Origin of the sequence: Saccharibacillus deserti (assembly GCF_013618475.1) — a bacterium.
GTDB lineage: Bacteria > Bacillota > Bacilli > Paenibacillales > Paenibacillaceae > Saccharibacillus > Saccharibacillus deserti.
In genome coordinates, this window is the sequence record NZ_JABJVN010000011.1 from 1 (window position 1) to 26,777 (window position 26,777).

Here is a 26,777-nt window from a genome sequence, read left to right on the forward strand (position 1 = left end):
GATCAAACTCTCCATTAAGGTGGCGACCGAAGTCGCCGTTTAAAAGAAAGCACCATGTGCTCGTTAAAACGTGGCGATTCTCGATTGCTCAAGAACCTTTATTCTCACGACGATCTTCATCGTCGCGACTCACTCACTGTTCAGTTTTCAAAGAACTTGCGGTCGGCAACTTGTTTGCCGAACGTTTTATATCATATCATTTGCCGCTCTCGTTGTCAACACCTTGTTTCCAAGTTTCACAACCTGATTGATTATGGTGTTGAGCAGCTGTCAGAAGCGACAAGAAATATCTTAACACCTGCCTAACAATAAAGCAAGGCTTTTTCACAATTCTTTAAACGGAAAAGAAAAAGACCGGTTTCCCGGCCCCTTTCTACTGCGGCAGGCTAAACGTTATTCGTTCAGCAGCCGGACCAGCTCGTCTTCGTCTTCGATAACTTCGATACCCAGTTCGCGTGCCTTGGTCAGTTTGCTGCCCGCCTTTTCTCCGGCGATCACGAGATCCGTTTTTTTGGATACGCTCCCCGTCACTTTGGCACCCAAAGCTTCCAACTGTTCGGCGGCCTCATCGCGCGTAAGTTGATGCAGCGTACCGGTCAGGACAACCGTTTTCCCGCTGAAGTACGAATCCTTTTTCACTTCTGCAGGTGCGGCAGGAACGGTCGGTTCCACTCCTAGACGACGCATCTTTTCCACGCCGGCACGCATAAACGGATCGTTGAAGAAACTCACGATGCTTTCCGCCACGATTCCGCCTACGTCCGGCAGCTCGATCAGCTCTTCCGCCGTGGCGTTCATCACTTTATCGAGATCCCGATAATGTTCCGCCAGCATCTTGGTCGTCGACTTGCCGGTATTCGGAATGCCCAGGCCAAACAGGAAAGAAGCCAGATCGCGTGTTTTGCTCTGCTCCAGCGCTTCGATCAGGTTGGCGGCTTTGCGTTCCCCAAACCGCTCCAGTTTGACCAGCGACTCCTGCTCCAGTTCATACAGTTCGGCAGGCTCGCGCACGTTCAGTTCGTCGTAGAGCTGCGTCGCCGTCTTGATACTGAACGTCTCGATATCCATCGCATCGCGTGAAGCGAAGTGGGTAATCCGTCCGATTGCCTGAGGTTTGCACGACAAGCGGTTATCGCAGAACAGATGCGCGCCGCGCTGAACAAGCGGGAACCCGCAGGATGGACAATTTTCCGGATAGACGATCTCTTCCCCGTCGCTTTCTTCCGTTACTTTACCGAGGATTTCGGGGATCACGTCGTTCGAGCGGCGGATAAAGACCCGGGTACCCAGTGCATACTTGAGATTTTTGCGTTCGATATCGCCGACGTTGTTAAGCGTACAATTCTTGACGGTTACGCCGGCAAGTTCCACCGCTTCGAGTCTTGCGATCGGCGTGATTTTGCCCGTGCGGCCCACTTCCCACGATACGGACTCCAGAACGGTGGTCGTCTCCTCCGCTTCGAACTTGTAGGCGACCGCCCAACGCGGAAACTTGCCCGTATAACCGAGAATGGAACGCGTACGCACATCGACGATCTTGATGACCGCCCCGTCGATGAGGTAATCGAGCTCGCCGCGCCTTTTTACGATATCGTGCAGCTGCTCCATCACGTCCTCGAACTTGTTGAAGTAGAAAATATACGGATTCACTTTGAAATGGTTGTCCCGCAAAAAGTCCATCATCTCCAGGTGGCTTGCAAACGTCTTGGCCTCGCTGTACCCGATATTATAGAAGAAAGCGCTCAGTTTGCGGCTTGCCGTCACTTTTGGATTCAGATTGCGCAGTGCGCCGGCCGCGGCATTCCGGGCGTTTTTGAGCGGTTCTGCCGCTGTCTTGTTATACGACTCCAGTGCGGACAGATTCATGATTCCTTCGCCCTGCACTTCGATCGTACCCTCCTTGAAAGGAATGGACAGCGGCACGGCACGGATCGTTTTGACCTGTTCCAAAATGCCTTCGCCCACCGTACCGTTGCCGCGCGTCGCCGCCTGCACCAGTTTGCCGTCCGTATAGGTCAGGTTCAGCGTCAGACCGTCAAACTTCAGCTCCAGCGCGTATTCCAGCTCCGGCAGCGGATCTTCGGGATTTTTGGTATTGTAGTCGTTCCACAGCTTCAATGTCCGCGTATTCCAGGTACCCAGCTCTTCTTCATTCTGCGCTTTGTCGAGACTCCAGAGCGGAGCCAGATGCCGATGGGGCGCAAAACCCTTGAGCAGTTCCCCGCCTACCCGCAGCGTCGGAGAATCCGGAAGAACGAAGCCGCTCTCCTGTTCCAGCTTGATCAACCGGTCGTAGAGCACATCGTATTCCTTGTCGCTGACCGTCGGGCGGTCCAGCGTATAGTATTCATAGCTGTAGCGGTTGAGCTGCTCGACCAACCCTTCCATCTCGTGCATCGCATCCATAGTCTTCCCGTCCTTTTTTATTCGACTTTGGTAATCGGTGCAAATCCGGCCAACAGACGCTTGATACCGGTCGGCGCTTTAAAAGCGATGTTCAATTCCGTATCATTGCCGCTGCCTTTGATGGCTACGATGGTGCCTTCGCCCCATTTGCCGTGCGCGACTTTGTCGCCGACCTGGAAAGCGCCGGTGTTGTTCGTGCTGCGCGCGGCGGGCTTGCCTCCCGCCGGAGTGACGGTCACGCCGGAACCGCGGGGAGCGACGGCCGGACGGCCCATGCCCGTAGGCGCGGTGCTTGAAGCCGGACGATCGCCGCGGCCGAAGCCGCCGGTCGACGAGCCGCCGCCGAATCCCCGGCCGCCTCCGCGCGAATTGCCGTAGCCCTTGTCGGGATCGCCGCCGCGGCGGTACCGGTCGGGATTGACTCCGGTGTCTTCCTTCAATTCTTCCGGAATCTCCTGCAGGAAACGGGAAGGCGGATTGGCCGTCGTACGGCCGAACAGCGTGCGCATCTGCGCGCAGGAAAGGTACAGCTGCTTTTCCGCCCGGGTGATGCCCACATAGGCCAGTCGGCGTTCTTCTTCCAATTCGTCGTTATCGAGGAAAGCCCGGCTGTGCGGGAAGACGCCTTCCTCCATGCCGATGACGAACACGACCGGGAACTCCAGGCCTTTGGCGCTGTGCATCGTCATCAGAACGACGGCATCGTCGGAAATTTTGTCTTTCTCGTCGTCGTTGACCGTGTCGATGTCGGCAATCAGCGCAAGGTCGGTCAGGAACGCGACCAGCGTCTTCTCTTCCGTTCGCGCCTCGAATTCCAGCGTAACGGACAGGAACTCGTCGATGTTCTCGATGCGGGCTTTGGACTCCAGCGTGTTTTCTTTTTGCATCTCGACGCGGTATTGGCTCATCTCCAAAATCTTCTCGGTCAATTCGGTCACGGACAAATAATCGACCATCCGGTGCAGGGCGACGATCATGTCGTAGAACTCGACCAGCGCGTTGCGGGTACGTCCGGCAAAACCGAGATCGTCCACCACTTCGAGTACCTTGAACATGGAAATGCCCCGTTCGGTCGCCGCCGCGGCCAGCTTGGCCACGCTCGTATCGCCGATCCCGCGCTTGGGCACGTTGATGACGCGCACCAGGCTGAGATCGTCGTCCGGGTTGGACAGCAAACGCAGATAGGCGAGCAGATCCTTGATTTCTTTGCGATCGTAGAACTTGATGCCGCCGACGATCTGGTACGGAATATCCGACTTGATCAGAATTTCCTCGATCACCCGGGACTGGGCGTTCGTGCGGTACAGGACGGCGTGGTCTTTGTAGACCATGCCTTTTTTGATATTTTTGTGGATCTCGCCCGTCACGAAGTATCCTTCGTCATGCTCGGTACTGCCGCGGAAGACGCGGATCTTGGCGCCGCCTTCCTGGTCGGTCCACAGGTTCTTCGGCTTGCGTCCGGTGTTGCGCCCGATGACGCTGTTGGCGGCATTCAGGATATTCGCCGTAGAGCGGTAGTTCTGCTCCAGAAGGATCGTTTCGGCTTCCGGATAATCCTGCTCGAAATTCAGGATGTTCGTGATATCGGCGCCGCGCCACCGGTAGATGGATTGGTCGCTGTCGCCCACGACGCAGATCTGGTGATGCTTGTCGGCCAGCATGCGGCACAGCATGTACTGCGCTCGGTTGGTATCCTGGTATTCGTCGACATGGATGTAGCGGAACTTTTTCTGATAGGAATCCAGCACTTCGGGCACTTCGTTGAACAGCTCGATCGTCTTCATGATCAGATCGTCGAAGTCGAGCGAGTTGTTGCTGCGCAGGCGCTTCTGGTACATGCCGTACACTTTGGCCGCGATGGATTCCATAAAGTCGCCGCCGGCCTTCTGCTCGTACATCTTCGGCGTGATCAGTTCGTTCTTCGCCGCGCTGACGAGAGCCTGAACGGCTTTGGGTTCGAATTTCTTCGTGTCGAGATTCAGGTCCTTCATACAGTTGCGGATGACGGACAGCTGATCGCCGGAGTCAAGAATCGAGAAGCTGGACGAGAATCCGATCCGGTCGATATCGCGGCGCAGGATGCGTACGCACATCGAGTGGAACGTCGAAACCCAGATCTCCTTGCCTTCGGGTCCGACGAGGGCTGAGACGCGTTCCTGCATCTCGCGGGCGGCTTTGTTCGTAAACGTAATCGCCAAAATGCCCCACGGCGCGCTTTTCTTGGCGCGGATGAGGTGGGCGATACGGTGGGTCAGCACCCGGGTCTTGCCGCTGCCCGCGCCGGCCATAATCAGCAGCGGGCCCTCGGTCTTGAGGGCGGCTTTGCGCTGCTGCGGATTCAGGCGGGCAATCGATTCGTCGAGGTTAAACATGATGTGGTGCTCCTTTCATTGCGCTCGGGGTGGAGTTAGGGATAAAAGATTAAAAGTCCAGAGACAAAAGCGTACAAGGAATGCACAAAGTTATGCATTCCGGGATAGTTTGGCGCAGGAACCCCGCATACCGCTTGGATATACGCACGAAGGTTGAAGCCTGCGGGTTAAAGTAAAACTTAAGTCGGCGATTTCGCGCTCCGGACGCCGCGAACGGTATCGAGAGCGGCATTCAGGTCGTCGTAAACGATATTGCCGACGACGACCGTATCGGCGGCTTCGGCTGCGGCAAAGGCGGATGCGTAATCGCGAACGCCGCCGCCGTAGAAGACGGACGCTTCGCTCGTCACCCGGCGCACTTCGCGGACGAGATCAAGATCCCCGTACATCCCGCTGTATTCGATATATACGATCGGCAGCCGCATCAGCTTGTCAGCCATGCGGGCGCAGGCTGCGGCGGCCGCTCCGTCGAGATCCGCCTGCGCTCCGGTCAGGCGCGCAACGGTGGAATCGGGGTTCAGCACAATATAGCCTTCGGCGGCCAGCATATCCCACGGGATAACTTCCCCGAAGCTTTCCAGGCCGGCACGGTGATGCCCGGTAATCCATTCCGCCCGATCCGTATTCAGGATCATCGGGATCAGATACAGATCGAATCCCGGCACGACGGAATCCAGCGTCGAAACCTCCTGTGCGCAGGGCAGCTCGTAGCGCCGAATACGCGACATCAGATCGACCGTATTCTCATAGGTCACGCCGCTCGAGCCGCCGACCAGAATCGCGTCGCTGCCCGACAGGCAGATTGCCTCCAGATCTTGATCGGACACTTCACGGTCCGGGTCCAGCTTGAAAACATGTCTCCATGTCTCGAATATCTGACTCAATGCCATTCCTCCATCCGCCTTGTCGACCTGCCTCTTCAAGCGGCGAAGGCAGGCTGTTCCAACATAAGTCTATGCTACGTGCAAGGACGTGTCAATTCTTTGTTCGCATAGGATGCGAACAGCCGTGCGGAAGCCTTTTCCATACCAAAAACCGCCCCGAAGGCGGGCGGCAAAGGGTATCGGCTCATCGCAGGCGGAGCCGCCGGATTCTCCATTTAAACGTCTGCGCGCACGGTCGGTTTCTTTGGAGAAATCGACCGTTTGGCTCTGCGGCGGTCGTAAATGGCAAGCAGCGCCGGCGCCGCGAACAGCGCAAACAAAAACAGGTTGGGATAGCCGTAACGCGGAATCGCGATAAAAGGCACATAAATCAGCGTAAAATAAGCCAGCACCGCGAAAGGGATGGAAGCGGCGCTCCATTTGTTTTTCCAAGCCAGCCACATGCCGTAAAGACCGAACAGCACATAAGCGGCATGGATCGGGAAATAATGGATCCAGGTGATCCCAAGAATCGGCCGCTCCCAATACGCGATACCGTATAATCCGCCAAACTTCCCCGCCGTGTAAAAAGCCAGGTATTTGAACGGCTCGTGCGTGAACCCGTAGGCGACCATGCGCCCGGCTGCCCGAGCCATCGAGTCGTCGGAACCGCTCATGACATCGCCGCCGTATTCGGGGTATTTATCGTAGAAGCCTTCCGGCACCTGTCCGAACGCGGTCGAACCGAGAATTAACGGACTGCCGGCCGCCTCCGTAAACGGGATAAAACGTCCGAACACTTCGTCATTGCGAATCCACCACGGAGACATCAGTACGGCGAATACACCCAGAATAATCGCGGTATAGGCGAGCATGCGGCGAAACGAATACCGGCGGATCAGCCAAAAGATTCCCGGAATAAGAGGAAGCAGCGCGGCATGAGGCTTGAAATAGCAGAGCGCGGTCCAGCAGAGGGCGAACATCCCCCAATTCCCTGCCCCCGGTTTATCCAGGCCTTGGATCAGGAAGCAGACGGTCAGCATCAGAAACAGCCGAAAAGTCGATTCCGTCAGCACTGAACCGGAAATGAAATAATCGGGCAGATAGGCAGCCAGCAGTACCGCGGCTGTCATGGCGATCCGGCTGCTGCCGAAAGTCCGGCGAGCCAGTACAAACGTCAGATACACGCCGACTCCCTGAAAAGCGGCCTGAACGATCCGAAGCAGCGCCACACCCCCGGCATCGCCCGCTATCCATTGGACACCTGCCAGCATCAGCGGAAACAGGGGCATAATGAAAGTCGACGGTTCGCTGCCGGTATTGTAGGTCAGTACGCCTGTTTCGAGGAGATGCCTGGCGGTCTGCACGTACTTGACATCGTCGTCGTTCATTTTGGCATAAGAGCCGAGCAGCAGCCGATCCCCGTAAACCAGCGACACGGTGCAGCTCACCGCAAATACGAACAGACAAAGCGCCAGGAGACGGATACGCGTTTGCCGGGTTTCTTTTTGTAAAGAGAACAAGGTTACCTTCTTTCCCGTTTCGGCGTCCGGAACGCCCACGCTTTATTCAGAATAAAGTTGTGAATCGGAACAAGGACAATCGCAGTGAGCTGCCCGTAGCCGTACCACCAGCCCAGCACCCGGTCGAACAGATACAGAATCAGCAGATTGAGCAGCAGGCCCGCCAGGGACACAACCGTATACTTGATCAGGACAGACGCCGACCTCGAACTTTCCTTGAACGTCCATTTGGAGTTGGCGGCATACGAAAACAGCAGCGACAAAATAAAGCCGAGCGTCGAGCCGATCAGCGGATCTCCGTGTCCTTTTTCGACATAGAGCAGCAAAGTTCCGGTTTGGAGAAGCGTACCGAATACACCGATGACGCCGTACTTGATAAAATCGAGCAGATGGTCACGCAAAAACGGCGGGAGCAGGTGCAGCAGACTCTTATCGTTCGTCCGCATCCGCCGCCCCTCCTTCCGTGCGTTCGAGTCGGCGTTCCAACTGCTCCATCCGGTGGTGCATCAATCCCAGCTCCTGGGTCAACGTGCGCAGTTTGCGGGAATGGTTGGAGAGCGACACGGTCATGCTGTACAAAATCAGGAAAATGGACGAGACGGCCAGCAGAAAGACGGCATTGACCGGAACTTCGATGCCCATGATATCCGCGATAAAAAAGAAAACCTGCGGGAAAATGGACACGATCACGCCTGCCGTGCTCAGAAAAATCCAGACCAGCGCGTATTTCAGTTCCAGCTTGTACCGCCGTGTCCGGTTGACGAAGATGAAGAACACGGCAAAGCTGAATGCGACCAGCAGAAGCTGCAGTTTCAGTGTAATCATAGGTGCTTCGCCCCGCTTCTTCTCAAGGCATCAATCAGAATGGCCATCGAGACTTTGATCATATAGTACACCGAACGGAGACTGCGGATGGAAGAACGCCCCCCGGCCCGTTCCGACATCAGCACCGGCACTTCGACGATCCGGCCGCCCAGACGCAGGACATGCACGATCGATTCGGGTTCCGGGTAATCGGTCGGATACTGGGCGGCGAACATGGCCATGATCTTCCGATTGACGGCCCTGAAGCCGGAAGTGGGGTCCGTCACCGTCTGTCCGCTGATCATATGGATCAGGCGGCTAAAATAGCGAATACCGGCGCGGCGCAAAAAGGTCGATTGAAATCCTTCCTTTTCGATATAACGCGATCCGATCGCCACGTCCGCTTCCCCGCTCAGCAGAGGCGCGATCAGCGCCGGAATAAATTCCGCCCGGTGCTGGCCGTCGCCGTCGAACTGAATCGCAATATCGTAGCCGTGCGTACAAGCGTACTTGTAGCCGGTCTGCACGGCTCCGCCGATGCCCAGATTGCAGGGCAGGCTGACGATATCCGCACCGGCCGCTGCGCACACCTCGGCCGTATCATCGGTCGAACCGTCGTTCACGACCAGCGCCGACAGCCCCTGCTCCCGCAGGGCAATCAGAAGCGGGCCGATACTTTCCCCTTCGTTGAACGCGGGAATGATTAACAAGACTTTTGGATTCGGTAGCACTGCACAATTCCCCTTTGTTCCCGTATATCAGGTATACGGTCAGTAGATCGACATCCCGATAACCGGACGTCCTTCTATTAGAACGCCACAAGGAAGCCCGGCCTCACGGCCGGGCTTCTCGTTTGTGCTATTTTAACGCTTTTCTTCGAGTTCGGCCAGCGCCTTCTTCATATAAGCGGCCAGAGGCTCGCGCATTTCTTCTTTTTGCAGCGCGTAATGGATCGTCGTTTCGATAAAGCCGAGCTTGACGCCCACGTCGTGACGCTGTCCTTCGAAGTTGTAGGCCAGTACTTCCTGCGTGTCTCCGAGTGTGGCGATTGCGTCCGTCAATTGGATCTCGCCGCCAGCTCCGACCGTCTGATTTTCCAAAATATCGAAGATTTCCGGAGTCAGGATGTAACGGCCCATAATGGCCAGATTCGACGGCGCATCTTCACGGTCCGGCTTCTCGACCAGGCCTTTGGCGCGGAATGTGCGGTCTTCGCCTTCCATCGCTTCGCTATCCACGATCCCGTAGCGGAATACATCTTCCCACGGCACTTCCTGCACGCCGACGACCGAAGCCTGGTGTTTGTCGAACACGTCAAGCATCTGTTTGAGACACGGCGTATCGGATTCGACGATATCATCGCCGAGCAGAACCGCAAACGGTTCATTGCCGATAAACTTTCGCGCGCACCAGATCGCATGGCCTAGACCTTTCGGTTCTTTCTGGCGGATATAATGGATGTCGGCCATATTGGAAGCATTTCGCACTTCTTCGAGCATCGCCCATTTCTCGTTTTCTTCGAGATTGTGCTCCAGTTCAAACGACGTATCGAAATGATCTTCGATCGCGCGTTTTTCTTTGCCGGTGACGATGATAATGTCTTCGATACCCGATTTCACGGCTTCTTCGACAATATACTGAATCGTCGGTTTGTCGACGATCGGCAGCATCTCTTTGGGCATCGCTTTGGTGGCGGGCAGGAAGCGCGTGCCGAGACCGGCAGCGGGAATAATAGCCTTGCGGATTTTCTGTGTACTCATTTTGATTTCCTCCTAAGCGAATTAAACTTCTATATGTAGGTCGATCTTAAGCCACCTTATCGTCCGCCGCCCGGGTTCCGTTCGCCCAAATGAAGCCGCATCTTATGCCTGCTCGGTTGTTTTCATTTTAGCGCGCGAAACCGGAAAAAGCCAAATTCTCTTCGGCTTCTCTTGTGGCGGACGGGCAAATTGCTTAAAATAAGGGAGTTGCAGCGTTTGCGTCAACGTCCTACATAACCTTGATGTCTATTATTAACCGATAGAGCCGCTTCAAAATCCGAAACGCCGATTGGAGATTACCGAAAACCATGAACTTTTACACATTGATTGCCGCCATTCTTTCTTTTGTTCTTGTCGCTCTGCTGTCGCCGGTGTGGATTCGTACCCTTCGCCGCATCGGATGGCTGCAGCCGATCCGCAAAGAACTGCCGCCCGATCACCAGGCCAAAAAAGGCACGCCGCTTATGGCGGGCATGGTCTTTATGGTCGGCGTGCTCGTCGCGCTGATCGCCCAGCCGACTCCGATGATGTGGCTGCTGGCCGCTTCGTTCATTCTGCTCGGCATCGTCGGTTTCAGCGACGATTTCAAAAAAGCCGCGTTCCAGGATCCGCAGGGCATCTCCGGCAAAGCCAAACTGATCATGCAGTTCGCGTTCACCATTGCGCTGCTGCTGATCGCGATGAACAGCTTCGGCGTCGAGCCGACTATCGCTTTCCCCGGCGGATTCGTCTGGACGCTGCCGGCCGCCGTTTATTTTGTCATCATGCTGCTGTTTATCGTCGGCTCGGCCAATGCGATCAACTTCACCGACGGACTGGACGGCCTGCTGATCATCGTGGCCATTCCGACCTACCTGTTCTTCTTCGTCATTTCGGATGAACCGGCGATTAAGCTGTTCTCCCTGGTCATGGTCGGCGCTTTGTTCGGACTGCTGATCTACAACAAGTACCCCGCCAAAGCCTTCATGGGCGATACCGGATCGCTTGCCATCGGCGGGTCGCTCTCGCTGATGGCCGTGATCGAAAAGGTCGAAATCCTGGTCCCGCTGCTGTTTGTGATCTACTTCGCGGAACAGTTCTCGGTCATCATCCAGGTCGCCTACTACAAACGCACCAAGAAAAGAATCTTCCGCATGACCCCGATCCATTACCATTACAGCCTGAAATACGGATGGAATGAACGCAAGATCGTAGCGGTATTCGGAAACGTATCCTGGCTTGGCGCTTTCCTGAGCTGGCTGATCTGGTATTTGTGGATGTAGCCTCAAACATAAAAGCTGCCGCCTCTCCTGAATCCGGGAGAGCGGCAGTTTTTTTAATACGCGTTTTTATCGGTCAGCATCTTGTACATCGTAATAAACACCAGGCGGATATCAAACAGGAACGTCCAATTTTCGATATAAAACAAATCGTATTCGATCCGTTTCTCGATCGACGTGTCGCCCCGCAGTCCCGCGCATTGGGCGTAACCGGTAATGCCGGGCGGCACGTGGTGCTTCAGCATATAGTTTGGGATCTGTTCGCGGAACAGCTCCACATAATGCGGACGTTCCGGACGCGGTCCGACCACGCTCATCTGACCCAGCAGCACATTGAAAAACTGCGGCAGTTCGTCCAGGCTCGTTCGGCGGATAAACGTACCGAACTTGGTCCGGCGCGGATCGTTTTCCGTCGTCCAGCCCGTGTCTTCGTCTTCCGCGACCTGCGCGCGCATGGAGCGGAACTTGTACATCTGAAACGTCCGCCGATTGAATCCGACCCGCTCTTGCTTGAAGATGACCGGGCCCGGCGAAGTCAGCTTCACCCCGATCGCCACCGCCAGCATAATCGGAGACGTCAGAATCACGGCAAAGCCGGCAAAGAAAATATCGAACAGCCGTTTGAAAAAACGGTTGGCGGCCAGATCGAGCGGCACTTCGCGCACATTGATCAGCGGCATCCCCGCAAAGTTATCGAATACGGGACGGGTCGGCAGAAAGTCGTAATAGTCCGGAACAATCATCGTATGTACGCCGGCCCGCTCGCAGATACCCATCAATTCCGGATACCGGTCCGAATGTCCGTACGGCATCGCCAGGATAACTTCGTCAATAATGCGGAAGCGATCGAGCATCGCCTGCAGACCGTCCAGTTTTCCCAATACTTCGGGATATTCGGTCTCGCCCTTCTCCCACTTCAATTCGTCATCGAGAAAACCGACCACGTCATACCCCAATTCGGGATGATGCTGAAGATTCAGATAAAAACGCCGACCGAGCGCTCCCGCGCCTATGATCAGCATGTACTGTTTGTTGTAGCCTTTGCGCCGCATCGCCCGCAGCATCTGTTTGACCAGATAGCGATACAAGACAATAAGCAGCATGCTCAGCGCCATATACAAGAATAGATACGATCGCGAAATATTGATTTCTTTGGCAAAATACATCGTACCGAGCAGCAGGAAAAATCCGATCGCATGCGTCTGCACGATCCGGATAAAATCGTCCGCGAAGCGTTTGCGCCGCTTGGGCGAATATAATCCGCTGATCAGTCCGGTCAGCAGCGCAATCGCGCCGTACACCAGGCTCCAGACCAAATAATACTTGATGGGAATCGGATAGACGAATCCGAACAAGCCGCTCTCGAACCGAAGCCACCAGGCCAACAAAAAAGAAAGCTGAATAACCGCCAAATCGGCGGTCATATAAACCTGGGTTAGAAATTGCTGATTTTTGCGGAGCATGCTTCACCTCGAACCGGCACTGCCGAACTTTCTCCTCCGCCCGGCGGAGGCGTGTTGTCTTTGACAGGGCGGAATTTGTTGCGAATCAAGGTCATGGTAAACTTGACTCCGATCCCCGTATAAATAAAGCCGTTGACCGGCCAGGCATACTTCTCTCGGTAGTGTTTGCGGTAGAACAGAACCATAGCGCGGTGGAACTCGTACAGCAGCTTCACCGGCCGACGTTTGCTGCTCGCCCCTTTGTAGTGCAGAATAAACGTCCGCGGATAATAACGGATCGCCCATCCGGCTTGTTTGATCCGGTAGCACCAGTCCAAATCTTCCCCGTACATAAAGAAAGCTTCGTCCAGCATCCCGACTTCCCGGATCGCTTCCGACCGGACCAGCATAAAAGCGCCCACCAGGCAGTCGACCGGATGCTCCTGATCGGGATCGAGGTAGCTGAGCTGATACTGATTGTATTTCGGCTTGTCCGGGAACAGCTTCGAAATGCCGAACATATAATAGAACGACGCGGAAGGCGTAGGCAGTCCGCGCTTGCACGTCTTATCCAGCGAACCGTCGGCCAGCAGGACTTTGCAGCCCGACGCTCCGACGTGCGGATTTTGATCCATGTAAGCGACCATCGTCTGCAGCGTGTCCGGCTGAATGACCGTATCCGAGTTAAGCAGCAGCACGTAGCGTCCCTGCGCAATCTTCATGCCCTGATTGTTGGCTTTGGCGAACCCGACATTCTCCCGGTTGGCAATAAGCGGGATGGACGGAAACGTGCGCGACAGGACTTCGACCGAATTATCGGACGAGTTGTTGTCGATCAGAATGATTTCGTATTCATATCGGGTTTGCGAAGCGAATACCGAACGGATGCAGTCTGTCGTCAGCTGGCACGTATTATAGTTGAGAATCAGTATACTTACGTCCATGATCTGATTACGCTCCTGACAAATGTAATGATAATAAGGTAAAAACAAACAAAAAAAGACCTCTGAATTCCTCTATACAGAGTAACACAGAGATCGCAAGAATGGAACTTTGGATTCGGTTTAGGAAAGGGTTGGGATAAGCGGCTTGCTGCCTCGCGGAAAGGCGAAGTCAGATATATCCGCTTAGAATCAGCAGGCGGAACAAAGCATTTTCCGGTGCAGACTGTCGATAGAGTTTGGAGTTCTTCAAGTAGCCGACGCGCTGTCCGAACTGTGCACGCGGCGCAATGAAGGCTTCCAGCTGCCGCCGCTTGTCCAAATCCTCGAGCCGCTCTCCATACGAACGATGAAATTCTTTTGCCTGGGAGACCAACTTGTGCGAGCCCCGATGCTTGCGGAAACTGGCCCACTTCTTTTTCAGCTTGCCAAGCAGCGATACTTCGCCGCCTACCGCATTGCCGCCGTGCTGCCTGTACAGGATGGAAGGCTCGGGATCGTAGATTACTTCGCCGAAAGCGGAAATGCAGAGATACAGCCACCAGTCGTGCATCAGCACTTTGTCCGGATCGGGCATGCGTTCACGGATCAGGTGCAGGGCGGCACGGTTGAATGTGACGGTTGCGCCGACGGCAATGTTTTGCACAAGCGCATTGTAGAAAGAAGGTTCCCGCCGCGGCCGTTCGGGCCATTGTCCCAACGGATTCAACCCGGCATCGGCAAGCCGGGTCGACGTGAATACCATCGCCGGCATACCGGCCTGAACCTTCGCCAGCCGGCCTGCCGCCCGCTCCATTTTCTCCGGCAGCCAGACGTCGTCCTGATCGCAGAAGCAGAAATAGTCCGCGGTATCGTCCGCTTGGCGAATCAGTTCGAAAAAGCTCGGGATAACCCCCCGGTTTGCTCCTTTTTCCAACACGACGATACGAGATTCCGATTCCTTATACGCTTCTACAATCTCTGTTGTCCTGTCGGACGAACCGTCGTCCCGAATGCGAAGCGACCAGTTCCGATGGTTTTGTTCGGACAAACTGTCCAACTGCGCCTGGATATAGGCTTCTCCGTTATAGGCGGACAGCAGCACTTCCACTCTGTTCATCCTTCACCCTCATTACCTGATTTGTGTCATAAAACGCTTCAACCCATCGCGCCACTGCGGCAGATCTTCAAGATCGTTGGCGCGGATCGCCGTATGATCCATCACCGAGTAGGGAGGGCGTTTGGCCGGACGGGGAAACTGCTCCGTGGTGACCGGCAGCACGTCGACCCGAAGGCCGGCTTCCTCAAAAATCGCTTCCGCAAACTCATGCCAGGAGCAATGTCCGGCATTCGAGGCATGGTAAACGCCGTATTTTTCCGTTTGGATCAGCTGCAGCAGGAAGCGGGCCAGATCCACCGTGTACGTCGGCGATCCCACCTGGTCACGCACCACACTTAGAGTGTCTCGCTCCGCTCCCAGCTTCAACATCGTTTTGACAAAGTTGCTGCCATGCTGCCCGTACACCCAGGAAGTTCTGACGATAAAAAATTTCGAACTGAGCGACTGCGTGAGCACTTCGCCCGCCCGCTTGCTTGCGCCGTAAACGGTCTGCGGAGCCGTATTATCGTATTCGCGGTACGGTCGGTCCGCCTGTCCGTCGAACACGTAGTCCGTGCTGATGTACACGAACTTGGAGCCGGCCTGTTCGGCGGCGACGGCCAGATTGCGCGTTCCGGCCGCGTTAACGCGATAGGCGCCATCCACGTCTTCTTCCGCCGCATCCACAGCCGTATAAGCCGCACAGTGGATAATCGCTTCCGGACGAAATCCACCGATCACTTCTTCACACTGCCCCTGATCGGCGATATCCAGTTCTCCCCGGTCGCAGCCTTTGACCTCGTGGCCTTCCTGCTCCAGAACCCGGACCATATCGCTGCCCAACTGCCCTTTTGCTCCGGTCACAAGAACTCTCATTGCGATTCTCCGAGGCGCTCGCCGTACTGTTTGGCATAATACTGTTCATATTCGCCGGATTGAATCCGGGTCCACCATTCTTTGTTGGCAAGGTACCAGGAGATCGTCTCGCGAATGCCGGTTTCGAAATTATGCTTCGGCTTCCATCCGAGTTCATTCGTGATCTTCGCCGGATCGATGCCGTAGCGGCGATCATGGCCCGGACGATCCTGCACATAGGTGATCAGCGATTCCGGCTTGCCGAGCTGTTCCAGAATCGTGCGGATAATATGCAGGTTGGTCCGCTCGTTGTTGCCGCCGATGTTGTACACTTCGCCGTTCACCCCTTCGTGAATGACGAGGTCGATCGCGCTGCAGTGGTCTTCCACGTACAGCCAATCCCGGATGTTGAGCCCGTCGCCGTATACCGGCAGCGGCTGGTCGTTCAGCGCTTTGGAGATAATGAGCGGAATCAGCTTCTCGGGGAACTGGTACGGGCCGTAATTGTTGGAGCAGCGCGTAATGTTGACCGGCAGCCCGAATGTCTCATGGTAGGCGCGCACGAGCAGATCGCCGCCCGCTTTGGAAGCGGAGTACGGGCTGTTCGGCGTTAGCGGCGTTTCTTCCGTAAACAGGCCGGTTTCGCCGAGCGTTCCGTACACTTCGTCGGTAGAGACCTGGACGAACTTGGTCACGTTATGCTTTTTGGCCGCGTCCAGCAGAACCTGAGTACCGAGCACGTTCGTTTTCACAAAAACGTCCGGCTCCAGAATGCTGCGATCCACATGCGATTCCGCGGCAAAGTTGACAACGATGTCGACGCCCTGTCCGATCAGCTCGTCCATCTTGGCCGCGTCGCAGATGTCGGCTTTGACGAAAGTATGTTTGGGATTCTGTTCGATGGCTTTGAGGTTTTCCAGATTGCCCGCATAGGTGAGCGCATCCACGTTGATAATTTCGTAATCGGGGTGCTGCCGGAGCATGTACAGTACGAAGTTGCTGCCGATAAAGCCGGCTCCGCCGGTGATGAGTAGTTTCATGGGTTAATTGCCTCCTGTTCTCGTGTAAAAAGCTCTCCTTGCGGAGAGCCCTGTCTCTTATTCGAAATTCAGTTCCGCGTCTTGAAGAAGCGGATGTTTTTGATCTTTGTCGGATAGGACCGGGTTGGACGTCGGCCAGTCGATGCCGAGCGCCGGATCGTTCCAGAGAATGCCTCTGTCGTGCTCAGGCGAATAGTATTCGTCGACTTTGTACATGACCTGGGTATTGGGAACCAACGTGCAGAAGCCGTGCGCGAAGCCTTTCGGAACAAGCAGTTGGCGATGGTTATATTCGCTCAGGATAAACCCTTCCCATTGACCGAAAGTCGGCGAGCCGCGGCGGATGTCGACGATGACGTCGTAAATGGCCCCGGCGACGACGCGGAGCAGCTTCGTTTGGGCTTTGGGATTCAGCTGGTAGTGAAGGCCCCGGAGTACGCCGGGTTGGGCGGACAAAGACTGATTGTCCTGAATGAAGTTATATTTGATGCCCGCTTCATGCATTAGGGCTTCGTTATAACTTTCCATGAAAAATCCGCGGTGGTCGCCGTGAACTACAGGTTCGATCAGCGCGGCTCCCTCAAGTTTTAAAGGAGTAACCTTCATATTCGGAACACCTCCTTTTAAAGTTTGAGTTTACCGAATTCTTCTCCGAATATCATGTTTTGAGCCAATTCATTGGCGCGCGCAAGCGAAGCATGGGTTCCGGCATCTGTCCACCAGCCGGTAAGGACATCATAAGTCAATTGACCGTTGGCGATATAAGCGTTATTCACGTCGGTGATTTCGAGTTCTCCGCGAGCGGATGGTTTGAGCGTCTTAACAATATCGAATACGCTGTGGTCAAACATATAAATACCGGTTACGGCATAGCTGCTTTTAGGATTTTGCGGTTTTTCCTCAATGGATAAAATCTTGTCCCCATCGAGTTCCGGAACGCCGAATCGTTTGGGATCATGAACTTCTTGGATCAGAATTTTGGCTCCGAGCATTTGAGTACGGAAGTTTTCCACGAAAGGCGCAATATCGTCTTCAAAGACGTTGTCTCCCAGGATCACGACCATTTGGTCTTCGCCGACGAAGTGCTCGGCGAGATGCAGGGCTTGCGCAATGCCACCGGCTTCGTCTTGTACCTTGTAGGTAAAAGATACGCCCATGTCCGATCCGCTGCCTAGAAGATTGACTACATCACCCATATGGTCTTTACCGGTTACAATAAGAATATCTTCAATGCCGGCAGACTTTAATTTGTAAACAGAGTGGAAAATCATTGGATACTTCCCGACGGGAAGCAAATGCTTGTTGGTGACTTTAGTCAACGGATACAATCGCGATCCGGTTCCGCCAGCCAGAATAATACCTTTCAATGCGAGTCCCCCTTATAAAATTCCTATAGAAAATTCATTTTCACTGCTTGTTAAAAAATTGTTTTATTTCATTCGTCACTTCTTTTACTTGTTCCAAAGTTAGTTTGTAGAATAAAGGCAGCCGGATCAGTTTCTCGCTTTCGCTGGTTGTAAAGCGGTCCTCTCCAATCATTTGCCCGAATTCCAAACCGGCAGACGAAGAGTGCAGCGGTACATAATGAAAGACAGTATGGATGTTTTTAGACTTCAAGTATCCAATCAACGCTGTTCTCTGTTCAAGGTTTTTGACTTTCAAATAAAACATATGGGCGTTATGTGTACAGTCTTCAGGGACGTGCGGGAGCTCGATCTGCCCACCAATACGCAAAACGTCAAGTTCTTGCCGATAAGCATTCCAACATTCCAACCGATGGTCATTAATCACAGTCGCCTGTTCAAGCTGCGCGTAAAGGAATGCAGCATTCAATTCACTCGGCAGATAAGAAGAACCTATGTCCACCCAAGAGTATTTATCAACTTGACCTCTGAAAAACCGGGTTCGATTCGTGCCTTTTTCTCGAATGATTTCTGCACGTTCTATAAACCGCTCATCATTAATCAGTAAAGCCCCGCCCTCGCCACAATTATAATTTTTGGTTTCATGAAAACTGTAACATCCGAAATGTCCAATGGTACCCAAGTAACGATCCTGGTATTTGCTCATGACCCCTTGCGCAGCATCTTCGATCACAATCAAATCATGACGAGTGGCTATATTCATGATTTCGTTCATTTCACAAGCTACGCCGGCATAATGCACAGGAACAATCGCTTTTGTTTTCTCCGTGATTGCGGCCTCAATCAAACTCTCATCTATGTTCATCGTATCGGGCCTTACGTCTACAAACACGATTTTAGCCCCGCGAATAACAAAGGCATTCGCCGTGGACACAAAAGTATATGAAGGCATGATCACTTCATCGCCTTCTTTGATCCCCGCTAACATAGCAGCCATTTCCAGTGCATGCGTACACGAAGTAGTCAGCAACGCCTTGGAAGCGCTGAACTGATCTTCTAGCCATGCACTGCATTTCTTGGTAAAAAAACCGTCTCCGGACAAGTGATTTTTTTGAATAGCTTCTTTGATGTAAAACTCTTCTTTCCCAGTAATTGCCGGCTGATTAAATGGTATCATGATATCGACCTACTTGATATTAGGATGCCTACTACAACAAACAACAATCCAATTACTTTGTACATTGTAATAGGTTCTTTAAAAAGAAAAGCAGAAAAAACAAAAACAAGAACGTAGGACAAACTCATAAACGGGTACGCATAACTGATATTAAACTTCGTCATGGCGGCCATCCAAAATAAAGAAGCTATGAACGCCGAAAAAAACGAAGAAAATATAATCGGATCAAAAACAACTTTTAACAAGAAAAAAAATTTATCCAAAAGAGGAGCAGGCAAACTGCCAAAAGAAGAGATTCTTGCTTTCATAGCAAGTTGACCATAAACCGTAAACAAAATGGTTCCAAGAATATAAAAATAGCCCATGTTCTCATTCCTCGTCCGATTTCTTGTTTTTATTAAGGCCTTTCATTCTGACCGGCAGCGATGTTTTTTCTGTACACTTCCTTAATTACGTAAATAGGTCTTTTTTTGGTCTCGTCGAAAATGCGACTGATGTATAGGCCTGTTACTCCCACAATAAAGATTATAAATCCCGAAGTAAGCCAAATCGAGGCGATTAGACTTGGCCAGCCTTGAATACTTGTAATACCCAACAGGGCTTTGATGATGATATAAACGGCATACAAAAAAGCCAGAATCGATATTAAAAAACCTGCCTTCACTGTCAACCGCAACGGCTTATCCGAGAAAGAAATTATTGCGTTGATCGAAAGCCGAATAAGTTTTTTAAAGGAATAGCCGGATTCTCCTTCTTTTCTTTTGGCATGTTCAATATCAATAGAAGTGGCATTGAAGCCTGTCCACCGAACCATCATAGAGAATACCCTCAAACTCTCACGCATAGAAACCATTACATCAATCACTTTTCTATGATAAATCCCAAAATTCGCAATAGCCTCGTCTTGTACGGTATCCGTCAAGTAACTGTAAAGATGATGGAACAGCTTAGAAGAAAGCTTCTTCAAGAATCGATCTTTTCTAACCGCTCTTCGACCTTGAACAATGTCATATCCTTCCAACGCTTTCTTGTACAATTTCTCAATTTCTTCCGGCTGATCTTGAAGATCTCCATCCATTACAACAACCCATTCGCCTTGACTCAAATCCAATCCCGCTGAAATAGCGTAATGTTGCCCGAAGTTCCGCGAGAAATTAACGCCGATTACTTCCTCATGCTTGTTCGCTAAGTCTGCTATCGTTTCCCAGGAATGATCCTTGCTGCAATCATTAATAAAAATAATTTCGTAATACGGAGTAATCTTCTTCAGAGTACTATGTAAGCGATCGTTTAATTCAAAAAGCGACGCCGCATTATTATAGATCGGAATCACGACCGAAACTATACTTTGCTGCCCTTCTATTATGTTCAAAAAAACCTACATCCCTTCAACCCAAATCATAACGAACCCTTCAACCGTAAGCGCGGCCTTACAAACTCCGATACTTCCTGCGTACAATCATTTTTATTTAAACAAGCTGAACACGTTAAAAGAATTATAGGCTAAGACGATTATATTATAACATACTGATTAAGCCAAACGTTCATTTAACTTGAATCGTTCAAATAGGTATAGATCGGTTGATAGTTCCCCCTAAAAAGAATACAATATTGTATTGATATCGCATTTTGAGCATCGTCTAGTTAAAGGATGATTATTTTTTTCAGGAATACGGAGGAACTAGAGTGATGAAAGATTTTTGGAATATAAATCATGCACCCGAGAGCATAGCTTTCATTGAAAACGATAATAAGATTACGTATGGATTATTGGAGGAAGAGGTCACCCTTGCTGCCAAAAATTTTGATGGGCAGCAAAAAAAGTTGATCTTTTTATTCTGCAAAAACACCTATTCTTCAATTGTTATTTACTTAGCCGCACTAAAAGCGCGTCAAGCCATTTGTTTATTGCCTATAGGAATGGAAAAAAACCTTCTTCTGAATTTAATCGACACTTACCAACCTGACTGGATCTATGCGCCCGAAGAAGAACTTTTGGAGATCCGCGGTTATGAGAAAAAACCATCTGTACTGAACTATTGTACTTGGAAAAGCTCGAATGGAAATCAAAGCGAGGATCTTTATGCTGAATTAGCTGTCTTGCTTTCTACTTCCGGAACCACAGGAAGTCCTAAAATGGTTAGATTATCTTATGCTAATTTGAGTGCTAACGCGGAATCCATTAAAGAGTATCTCGATATTTCACCCATGGATCGTCCAATCACTACTTTGCCCATGCAATATTCATATGGCTTATCTGTAATTAACAGTCACCTTTTGGCAGGCTCTTCAATCGTTCTTTCAGACGATCCTGTTATATCCAAATCTTTCTGGCAAAAAATCAGCGAGCATGGCGTAACTTCTCTTGCAGGAGTTCCTTATACTTATCAAATGCTTCACCGTCTTGGCTTTAAAAATATGGAGCTGCCTTCGATAAAGAAGATGACGCAGGCCGGTGGACGATTGGCAGATAATCTGCAAGAATATTTCGCCGATGCATGTTCGGTTAAAAACATAAGCTTTTTCATCATGTACGGCCAAACCGAAGCTACAGCAAGAATAAGCTATTTGCCTCCTGTACAGCTTTCCGCAAAACGCGGATCCATCGGGATTCCGATTCCGGGAGGCAAGCTCTATACAGATTCCAACAGCGAGCTAATATATGAAGGAAAGAACGTTATGCTAGGTTACGCAACCTCAAAGAAGGAATTAAGTCTTCCCGATGAAAATTTGGGCGTTTTGAGAACGGGAGATATCGCTACAATGGATACCGACGGTTATTATTTTATTACTGGACGCTTAAAAAGATTCATAAAACTTTTTGGTTTACGAATCAATTTGGACGATGTTGAGAAAACGATGGAAAATCTATTTAAAACGCGTTTTTTCTGTGTAGGAAATGATGAACGTTTATACGTGGTCAGCGAGAAAGAAGATATTTTGGATGAAGCAAAAAAAGAGGTGCTTCGACTATACAAACTCCACCATTCCGTCGTACAAACGCGTCACATCGAAGAGGTTCCCATTCTCGACTCCGGTAAAGTGGACTATCATAAATTAAGCGTAAAGGTGGGAATCAGATGAATACCGAAGACCTTTTCAACGCAGATCCTTACGGATTAGAAGCTTCTCAAAAAAGAGAATTCCTTTCTTCCGAGTTGAAAAACCTGACTGCTTTCCACAAAGAAAACGGCAAAGAATATTTCAATATTTTGAAAGCTATTCAAAAGGATGAACTTGAAGCCTCGACTCCTATTGAACAGCTTCCTTTCTTACCTGTACGACTTTTCAAATTATTGGAACTCAAAAGCATCGACTCGGCTTCTGTAATCAAAACCCTGACTTCAAGCGGCACAACTTCTCAGATCGTTTCCAAAATTTATTTGGATAAAGTTACGGCGGGTCTTCAGACCAAGGCTCTTGTCCATATTGTTAAATCTTTTATTGGCAACCAAAGACTTCCCATGATTATTATCGATACTCCTAATGTAATAAAAAACAGAAAATCCTATAGCGCTCGTGGAGCGGGCATTATGGGCATGGTGAACTTTGGGAGAAATCATTTCTATCTTTTGGACGATGATATGAATGTGGATTGGCCTGGGTTGGAACTTTTCATGGAAAAGCATAAAGATGAAAAAATATTGATGTTCGGTTTTACTTTTATGGTATGGAAATATTTTTGCAAGGCAGCAATCGAGCAAAACAAGAAAGTCGATTTAAAAAACAGCATCTTGATACATAGCGGAGGCTGGAAAAAACTTTTGGACGAGGCTGTGGACAATAACACTTTCAAAGAGGTTCTCCATACCCATTTGGGCATTCCAAATGTTCACAATTTTTATGGTATGGTCGAACAGGTCGGTTCTATTTTCATGGAATGCGAAAAAGGTCATCTTCATGCTCCTTCATTTGCCGACATTTTGGTGAGAGACCCGGAAACTTTAGAAGTGCTGGATTTCCATCAAAAAGGCTTGATTCAAGTAGTGAGTGTTCTTCCAAAAAGCTATCCCGGACATAGTTTGCTTACTGAGGATCTTGGAGAAATTCATGGAGAAGATACTTGTTCCTGCGGAAGGAAAGGTAAGTACTTTTCGGTTTATGGAAGACTTCCCAAAGCGGAAATAAGAGGATGCAGTGATACCCAAGCCATAAATGAGGAGGATCGACATGCAAGTATTATTTCCTGACGTTCCAACCGGCAGTTGGAAAGAACAAGCAGACTCCATGAGAAAAGAACGTCCGCTTAAAGCTTTCGATCCAATCACGCTCGAATTTATTCACTCGCTTTCGAAACGTATTTTAACGGATCGCAAGTTTCGAAATCATGCCGAAATAGTCGCTATGGCCCATTGGCTTCGTAAAGCGAATTTATTGCAATTGGAGCTTGAATATCATACGAAACGTAAAGACAGAGTATGGCAGCCGCGAGGCATTGTCCTTCACTTTGCACCTTCGAATGTAGATACCATTTTCATTTATTCGTGGTTTCTTTCTTTACTGGTAGGAAACAAGAACATCATACGTCTTTCCCAGCGTAGGGACGAGCAAATGAATATTTTAATCGATCTGCTTAAGGAAGTTGTAAAAGAAGAAAAATTCCACCCCATTGCAAAACGAACACTGATCGTCAGTTATCAACATGAAGATTTGTTAACCGAACAAGTTTCAAGTTTTTGCGATGTTCGCGTGATATGGGGAGGAGATCAGAGTATTCGTTCGATTCGAAAGATTCCTCTACCGCCGCGAGCCACAGAAATGGTTTTTGCAAACCGGTTTTCGCTTACCGCCATTAACATAGATGGCTTAGCTGATTTGAATGCTGACGAATGGGAAAAACTAGCTTCTAATTTTTATAACGATGCTTATTGGTTTAACCAAATGGCTTGCTCTTCTCCTCGATTAGTCCTCTGGGTAGGGGAGGAGAGTTCATCCTCTACGACTTTAAAAGACTTGTTCTGGAGTCGTTTAGGCGAAGTGGTCAAGAAAAAAGGGATTCGCTGGGAAGCCGCGGTAGGGATAAATCGAATAACGGAAGGTTATTCTTATGCCGCCCAAGGCATGGTAGATCATCTCTCGACAGCTTTAACGGATCATCCTTACCGTGCAAATATATCGAATTATTCTAACCAAATTAAAAATGTAGAATGCGGCGGAGGCTTTTTCTTCGAAATGCACCTGGATAAAATAGAGAAGATCCCGGAATTTATCGAAAAAAGGGATCAAACCCTAACCGTGTTTGGCTTTGAAAAACAAAAAATCAATCAATTGGCTTGGGAGTTGACTGACAAGGGGATTGATCGGATTGTTCCGGTTGGCCAGGCATTGAATTTCTCTGAAGTTTGGGACGGCTATGACTTCTTTGTTTATTTCACACGGGAAATTTCAATCAAATAAATGAAATAGGATGAAAAAAAGGTAGGTTACTATGGAAATAAGCAAATACGGTATAACCTTAGAAAGAATCCGGTTTTCTCATATTGAACAGCTGAGACAGTGGAGAAACGACGAGAAAATCAATAAATTCATGGTATGGCGAGGTTATATCACATCTGAAATGCAAAAAAAATGGTTTGATAGCCTGGATCCAAATAAAGATTTTTATTTCATGATTACTTATTTGGAACAGAATATTGGAATGATAAATTTAAAGGACATAGATTTCGTTAATCGAACCTGTGAATCCGGCATTTTCATATATGACGAGACTCATGCTCCTCCATTCCTGGCTGTTGCAGCAGCAATTTTATTATTTGATTTTGCATTTTTTGATTTGGACTTGGAAGTCATGTTTGCCACTGTCCTCTCTTCAAATCAACGTGCCATTAGATACAATGCCTCTTTCGGTTATCAATTGGTGTCAGATGCGGTAGAAGGAAATTCGGAGGTTTCGCTTTATAAGCTCGATAAAAACAGCTACGTCGAAAAAGAAAAGAATTTTAAAAAATATTTGAGTAGATTTGAAAACAACTAAAAAACGGTTCGGCTTGGTTAGCCCCAAGCCGAACCGTTTTTTAGTTAGAATTTAACCGAATTTTATTTTGCGATTTCCTTAAATTTGTTTATAACCGTTTCGGCAATTTTCTTTCCTGTTAGGCCGTACTTCTCAAGCAAGTACGCGTATTCCCCCATTTTCCCAAAATAATCGGGAAGACCAATGAGTAACTGCGGCGGACTGCTGGCTAAAGTACTTTTGTATTCAGCTACCGCGCTTCCCAAACCCCCAATTACACCATGTTCTTCTACAGTGACAATTAACTTCGAAGATAGGCAAGCTTGTTCGATTGCAGCACGGTCTAGAGGCTTAATCGTATGCATATTAACTACTGCAGCTTCAATGCCTTGTTCCTGCAGCAATTGGGCTGCCATTAGAGATTCATGAACCATTGTTCCCGTAGCGAATAAGGTTACATCGTCTCCTTCTTTAAGCTTTACGGATTTGCCGATTTGGAAATCATATTCTTCCGTATACACAATTGGATTATTCATGCCTCCGGTTAAACGAATATATACCGGACCGGGATGGGCGGCAGCTGCGTACACCGATTTAATCACTTCAGCTCCGTCGGCCGGAGACAAGACTACCATCCCTGGCAAGCTTCTCATAAGTGCAATATCTTCAATCCCGTAATGGCTATTGCCCGATAGACCCATTACAAGACCGCTTCCTGAGCCGACCAACGTTACATTCAAATTCATATAAGCCAGATTGAGACGCACTTGTTCATAACTACGCATGGTAATGAAGGTTGCGTATGTGGTTGCGAATACGTTATGGCCTTCTTTAGCCATTCCGGCAGCTATGCCAATCATGTTCTGTTCAGCAATACCCGTATTGATAAACTTGTTTGGATAACTATCCATAAAGCGAGTTAATCCTGTCAGTACGCCAAGATCTGCCGTTACCAAAATGATCTCTTCGACAGATTTACCCAAGTCATGCATCGCTACTCCAAACGAACCGCGTGATCCCAATTTGGACCAAATGCGTGAATTTACTGCATTGATCTCTAGCATGAAAAGTCACCTTCTTCTTTAGCGTACCTTTCCTTCAGTTCCATAACAGCTTGATCGTATTGGGCTTGCGTCAAACGATTATGATGCCAATCTCTTTGATGCTCCATAAAGGACACGCCGTTTCCCTTAATGGTATGGGCAATAATAACGTAAGGCTTATCAGAACTGCGCTTTTTATTGGAGAGAGCATGATAAATTTCGGGTATATTGTGCCCATCAGCTTCTACTGCTTCCCATCCAAAACTTTGCCACTTCATTTTAAAATCCATTAAATCCATTACTTTATCGTTTGTGCCGTCATACTGTAAATTGTTACGATCAACGATAGCAATCAAATTGCCTAATTTGTAGTGCGAGGCGGCCATGGCAGCTTCCCAAACAGAGCCTTCGTTACATTCTCCGTCTCCCAGCAGGACATAAACATTGAAAGGAACGTTATGCGTTCGAGAAGTAAGGGCAATGCCTAAACCAAAAGATAAGCCCATCCCTAAGCTTCCGCTTGAAAATTCCATTCCTCGTGACATATCAAGAACCGGATGGCCTCCCAATGGTCCACCGTCTATTTCAAAATTTTTCAATTCATCCGTAGAAAAATACCCGGTTTCGGCAAGTGCGGAATAATAAGCCAGTACGCCATGGCCTTTACTAAGTACGAATCGGTCTCTTTCCGCCCAATATGGGTTTGCAGGATCATGCTTCATAACGGCTCCGTATAAGGCAGCCATAATTTCCATGATTGAGAGTCCTCCGCCGAGGTGGGCCCCTTTTCCTCCCACGCCCAGAGCCATATCGAATGCGTGTTGACGCATCTTATGGTTTAAAGAAGCGATCTTCTTAATAATGTCTTTTTCTTGTACGTCCATTTCATTTATCAAA

Annotated in this window: 25 protein-coding genes; 5 read left to right on the plus strand and 20 right to left on the minus strand. The window is 50.1% G+C overall.

From position 1 onward, the window contains the following. Positions 1 to 393 precede the first annotated feature (393 nt). From ligA to galU, 8 genes are all read right to left on the minus strand, one after another. A complete protein-coding gene (gene ligA, locus HOP44_RS20725) occupies positions 394 to 2,406 on the minus strand; it encodes an NAD-dependent DNA ligase LigA (RefSeq protein WP_172256973.1) in 2,013 nt (670 codons plus the stop codon). A gap of 17 nt (positions 2,407 to 2,423) precedes the next feature. After that, positions 2,424 to 4,778: a DNA helicase PcrA gene (pcrA, locus tag HOP44_RS20730; protein WP_172256975.1), complete on the minus strand. Its 2,355-nt coding sequence runs from the start codon at positions 4,776 to 4,778 to the stop codon at positions 2,424 to 2,426. A 179-nt stretch (positions 4,779 to 4,957) separates the two neighbouring features. Further along, a complete protein-coding gene (gene pcrB / locus HOP44_RS20735) occupies positions 4,958 to 5,662 on the minus strand; it encodes a heptaprenylglyceryl phosphate synthase (protein ID WP_246369981.1) in 705 nt (234 codons plus the stop codon). A gap of 215 nt (positions 5,663 to 5,877) precedes the next feature. Then, the gene (locus tag HOP44_RS20740; RefSeq protein WP_172256979.1) at positions 5,878 to 7,164 is read right to left on the minus strand and encodes an ArnT family glycosyltransferase; all 1,287 of its coding nucleotides are present in this window, start codon (positions 7,162 to 7,164) and stop codon (positions 5,878 to 5,880) included. A 2-nt stretch (positions 7,165 to 7,166) separates the two neighbouring features. Next, positions 7,167 to 7,610, minus strand: a complete 444-nt coding sequence (locus tag HOP44_RS20745; protein ID WP_172256980.1) for a GtrA family protein — start codon at positions 7,608 to 7,610, stop codon at positions 7,167 to 7,169. Further along, entirely contained in the window at positions 7,594 to 7,989 is a 396-nt protein-coding gene (locus tag HOP44_RS20750) for a DUF2304 domain-containing protein (protein ID WP_172256982.1), read from the minus strand. Before HOP44_RS20750 ends, HOP44_RS20745 begins: the two co-directional genes overlap by 17 nt. Next, a complete protein-coding gene (locus HOP44_RS20755; RefSeq protein WP_172256984.1) occupies positions 7,986 to 8,699 on the minus strand; it encodes a glycosyltransferase in 714 nt (237 codons plus the stop codon). Before HOP44_RS20755 ends, HOP44_RS20750 begins: the two co-directional genes overlap by 4 nt. A gap of 132 nt (positions 8,700 to 8,831) precedes the next feature. Next, positions 8,832 to 9,728: a UTP--glucose-1-phosphate uridylyltransferase GalU gene (gene galU, locus HOP44_RS20760; RefSeq protein WP_172256986.1), complete on the minus strand. Its 897-nt coding sequence runs from the start codon at positions 9,726 to 9,728 to the stop codon at positions 8,832 to 8,834. Between the two features lie 308 nt (positions 9,729 to 10,036). Here galU and mraY point away from each other — a divergent pair, with 308 nt between their 5' ends. After that, on the plus strand, positions 10,037 to 10,990 hold the full coding sequence (mraY, locus tag HOP44_RS20765) for a phospho-N-acetylmuramoyl-pentapeptide-transferase (protein WP_172256988.1): 954 nt from the start codon (positions 10,037 to 10,039) through the stop codon (positions 10,988 to 10,990). Positions 10,991 to 11,043: 53 nt separating this feature from the next. On the opposite strand, the gene HOP44_RS20770 is transcribed toward mraY, so the two are convergent. The 10 genes from HOP44_RS20770 to HOP44_RS20815 all read right to left on the minus strand — a co-directional run bounded on the left by HOP44_RS20770 (position 11,044) and on the right by HOP44_RS20815 (position 20,256). Continuing rightward, complete coding sequence (locus tag HOP44_RS20770) at positions 11,044 to 12,450, minus strand: undecaprenyl-phosphate glucose phosphotransferase (RefSeq protein WP_172256990.1); 1,407 nt, start codon at positions 12,448 to 12,450, stop codon at positions 11,044 to 11,046. Next, on the minus strand, positions 12,423 to 13,373 hold the full coding sequence (locus HOP44_RS20775; RefSeq protein WP_172256992.1) for a glycosyltransferase family 2 protein: 951 nt from the start codon (positions 13,371 to 13,373) through the stop codon (positions 12,423 to 12,425). Before HOP44_RS20775 ends, HOP44_RS20770 begins: the two co-directional genes overlap by 28 nt. A 169-nt stretch (positions 13,374 to 13,542) precedes the next feature. Continuing rightward, entirely contained in the window at positions 13,543 to 14,469 is a 927-nt protein-coding gene (locus HOP44_RS20780; RefSeq protein ID WP_172256994.1) for a glycosyltransferase family 2 protein, read from the minus strand. A gap of 12 nt (positions 14,470 to 14,481) precedes the next feature. Then, positions 14,482 to 15,324: a dTDP-4-dehydrorhamnose reductase gene (gene rfbD / locus HOP44_RS20785; RefSeq protein WP_172256996.1), complete on the minus strand. Its 843-nt coding sequence runs from the start codon at positions 15,322 to 15,324 to the stop codon at positions 14,482 to 14,484. Beyond that, complete coding sequence (gene rfbB / locus HOP44_RS20790) at positions 15,321 to 16,343, minus strand: dTDP-glucose 4,6-dehydratase (RefSeq protein ID WP_172256998.1); 1,023 nt, start codon at positions 16,341 to 16,343, stop codon at positions 15,321 to 15,323. The genes rfbD and rfbB overlap by 4 nt, the downstream gene beginning before the upstream one ends. Before the next feature lie 57 nt (positions 16,344 to 16,400). Then, the gene (gene rfbC / locus HOP44_RS20795; RefSeq protein ID WP_172257000.1) at positions 16,401 to 16,949 is read right to left on the minus strand and encodes a dTDP-4-dehydrorhamnose 3,5-epimerase; all 549 of its coding nucleotides are present in this window, start codon (positions 16,947 to 16,949) and stop codon (positions 16,401 to 16,403) included. Positions 16,950 to 16,966: 17 nt separating this feature from the next. Then, the gene (locus HOP44_RS20800) at positions 16,967 to 17,710 is read right to left on the minus strand and encodes a sugar phosphate nucleotidyltransferase (RefSeq protein WP_172257002.1); all 744 of its coding nucleotides are present in this window, start codon (positions 17,708 to 17,710) and stop codon (positions 16,967 to 16,969) included. Between the two features lie 40 nt (positions 17,711 to 17,750). Then, a complete protein-coding gene (gene rffA, locus HOP44_RS20805) occupies positions 17,751 to 18,884 on the minus strand; it encodes a dTDP-4-amino-4,6-dideoxygalactose transaminase (RefSeq protein ID WP_172257004.1) in 1,134 nt (377 codons plus the stop codon). Next, complete coding sequence (locus HOP44_RS20810) at positions 18,881 to 19,249, minus strand: EamA family transporter (protein WP_172257006.1); 369 nt, start codon at positions 19,247 to 19,249, stop codon at positions 18,881 to 18,883. Before HOP44_RS20810 ends, rffA begins: the two co-directional genes overlap by 4 nt. A gap of 32 nt (positions 19,250 to 19,281) precedes the next feature. Further along, positions 19,282 to 20,256 (minus strand): glycosyltransferase family 2 protein, encoded by a 975-nt coding sequence (locus HOP44_RS20815; RefSeq protein WP_216667680.1) that lies wholly within the window; start codon positions 20,254 to 20,256, stop codon positions 19,282 to 19,284. Between the two features lie 317 nt (positions 20,257 to 20,573). On the opposite strand from HOP44_RS20815, the gene HOP44_RS20820 reads away from it, so the two are divergent. Genes HOP44_RS20820 through HOP44_RS20835 form a run of 4 tightly spaced genes read left to right on the plus strand, consistent with a single transcriptional unit; the run spans position 20,574 to position 24,858 of the window. Then, positions 20,574 to 21,968 carry an AMP-binding protein gene (locus tag HOP44_RS20820; protein ID WP_172257008.1) on the plus strand — a complete coding sequence of 465 codons (1,395 nt, stop codon included), beginning with the start codon at positions 20,574 to 20,576 and terminating at the stop codon, positions 21,966 to 21,968. Further along, complete coding sequence (locus HOP44_RS20825) at positions 21,965 to 23,074, plus strand: LuxE/PaaK family acyltransferase (protein ID WP_172257010.1); 1,110 nt, start codon at positions 21,965 to 21,967, stop codon at positions 23,072 to 23,074. Before HOP44_RS20820 ends, HOP44_RS20825 begins: the two co-directional genes overlap by 4 nt. After that, positions 23,055 to 24,281 (plus strand): acyl-CoA reductase, encoded by a 1,227-nt coding sequence (locus tag HOP44_RS20830; RefSeq protein WP_172257012.1) that lies wholly within the window; start codon positions 23,055 to 23,057, stop codon positions 24,279 to 24,281. The genes HOP44_RS20825 and HOP44_RS20830 overlap by 20 nt, the downstream gene beginning before the upstream one ends. A gap of 31 nt (positions 24,282 to 24,312) precedes the next feature. After that, entirely contained in the window at positions 24,313 to 24,858 is a 546-nt protein-coding gene (locus tag HOP44_RS20835; protein ID WP_172257014.1) for a GNAT family N-acetyltransferase, read from the plus strand. 62 nt (positions 24,859 to 24,920) lie between these two features. On the opposite strand, the gene HOP44_RS20840 is transcribed toward HOP44_RS20835, so the two are convergent. After that, positions 24,921 to 25,901 (minus strand): transketolase family protein, encoded by a 981-nt coding sequence (locus tag HOP44_RS20840; RefSeq protein WP_172257016.1) that lies wholly within the window; start codon positions 25,899 to 25,901, stop codon positions 24,921 to 24,923. Then, a complete protein-coding gene (locus HOP44_RS20845; protein WP_246369983.1) occupies positions 25,895 to 26,776 on the minus strand; it encodes a transketolase in 882 nt (293 codons plus the stop codon). The genes HOP44_RS20840 and HOP44_RS20845 overlap by 7 nt, the downstream gene beginning before the upstream one ends. Between the last annotated feature and the right edge of the window lies 1 nt (position 26,777).